Raw genomic sequence first — 1,266 nt, 5'->3', positions numbered from 1 at the left:
CGCGTTGATAATACTTTCGTTTATTAGGATTTAATTTCATTAATTCGGTTACTAATTTTAGACAAACATCCTTAAAATTCATCCAGGTTTGACCATACAAACCAACGTAAAAACTGCTATGCCTCCGCTCCCTACGTCCAGATTCTTTTACACGAGCTACATAGTTTTGTATTCCTTTACGTTTAATAGTTTGACCTTGGAAAGTTGCAGAAGTGTAAGCTATCGCTATCAATAAAACTATCGAAATAAACCGTTTATCCTCAAGCTTTGTGTTTTCTAAGTTATAACCACCACTCTTGAAATCTCTAAACATTTCCTCTATATTAAATCTTTTTTTATAAGCGGAAATCGCCAACTCTAATTTTTCAAAATTTGTCAGAATAAACCATCCTTCTTTCTGCGCTATTCCTTTGAGTTTACGTTGCCACTTACAAGCCACATTAAAATTTGAAAATCCACGAGTTTTAGTAACTTTAACTCCTTGGATAAATAAAGACACTCCTGGTACTAAACCTAAATCATTAAGTTGAAGCCAATTAGTTTTTTTATATTCAATAAACTCGTTCTTTTTTAAGCGTAAGCAAAAATACACACCCAAGTCCTGTAAGTATTTTGCTAATTTGACAGAGCAAAATTCTCTATCTCCCAACAGGCAGATTTGATAGTTTTTAAAAAGCGGGATAACTTTTGACAATATTATTTGTTGTTCTGTTAGATTACTACTCCCTAACTTTGGCAACAAAGTAAAATATACTGGAAACGCCCTGTCTTGATGCAGTCGCTCATGGGGGGAACCCCCTGTTCCCTTGCTGCATCGCTTTTATCCCAAATGAGGCTAACCATGAATAAATTAATACGACCCCAACTTGTTCGATCTATTGCTATATAAATTAGTTGGTCCGAGGTAAAGTATGTTTTCAAAACTTCTTCAACTATTGGAAGCCAAACTTTTTCAATGGTGAGATTTGGCAGCGATAAAAATCTTTGTATTCTTTTTCTTTTGCTTTCAAATTTAATGGGTAAAGGGAGAGCATTTGCTAACTTTTCCAAACTGACTTTCTTGATTAATTGTAAAAGATTAATCAGGATTTTTAAAAAAATATAATCGGCTAGACTTAATTGACTTTTTAGGTGGTTTTGGTAGAATGTTGGGAACATTGTCAATACGTAGGTCTTGTTGCAAATTTAGAGACCTACTTTTTTTTACCACAAAATGCTACTAGCTTTACATAGCAAGCATTTCAGCCTGTTTCGTCACCCCGTCAG

Annotated in this window: 1 pseudogene; it reads right to left on the bottom strand. The window is 34.2% G+C overall.

The window, feature by feature from the left end:
* Positions 1-1,158, bottom strand: a pseudogene (locus F6K53_RS43370) (IS4 family transposase); the annotation flags it as partial.
* Positions 1,159-1,266 lie beyond the last annotated feature (108 nt).

It is taken from the genome of Moorena sp. SIO4A1, assembly GCF_010672065.1.
Taxonomy (GTDB): Bacteria; Cyanobacteriota; Cyanobacteriia; order Cyanobacteriales; family Coleofasciculaceae; genus Moorena.
Note: the sequence above shows the minus strand (reverse complement) of the source record. Positions and strands in the feature narration are given on the sequence as shown.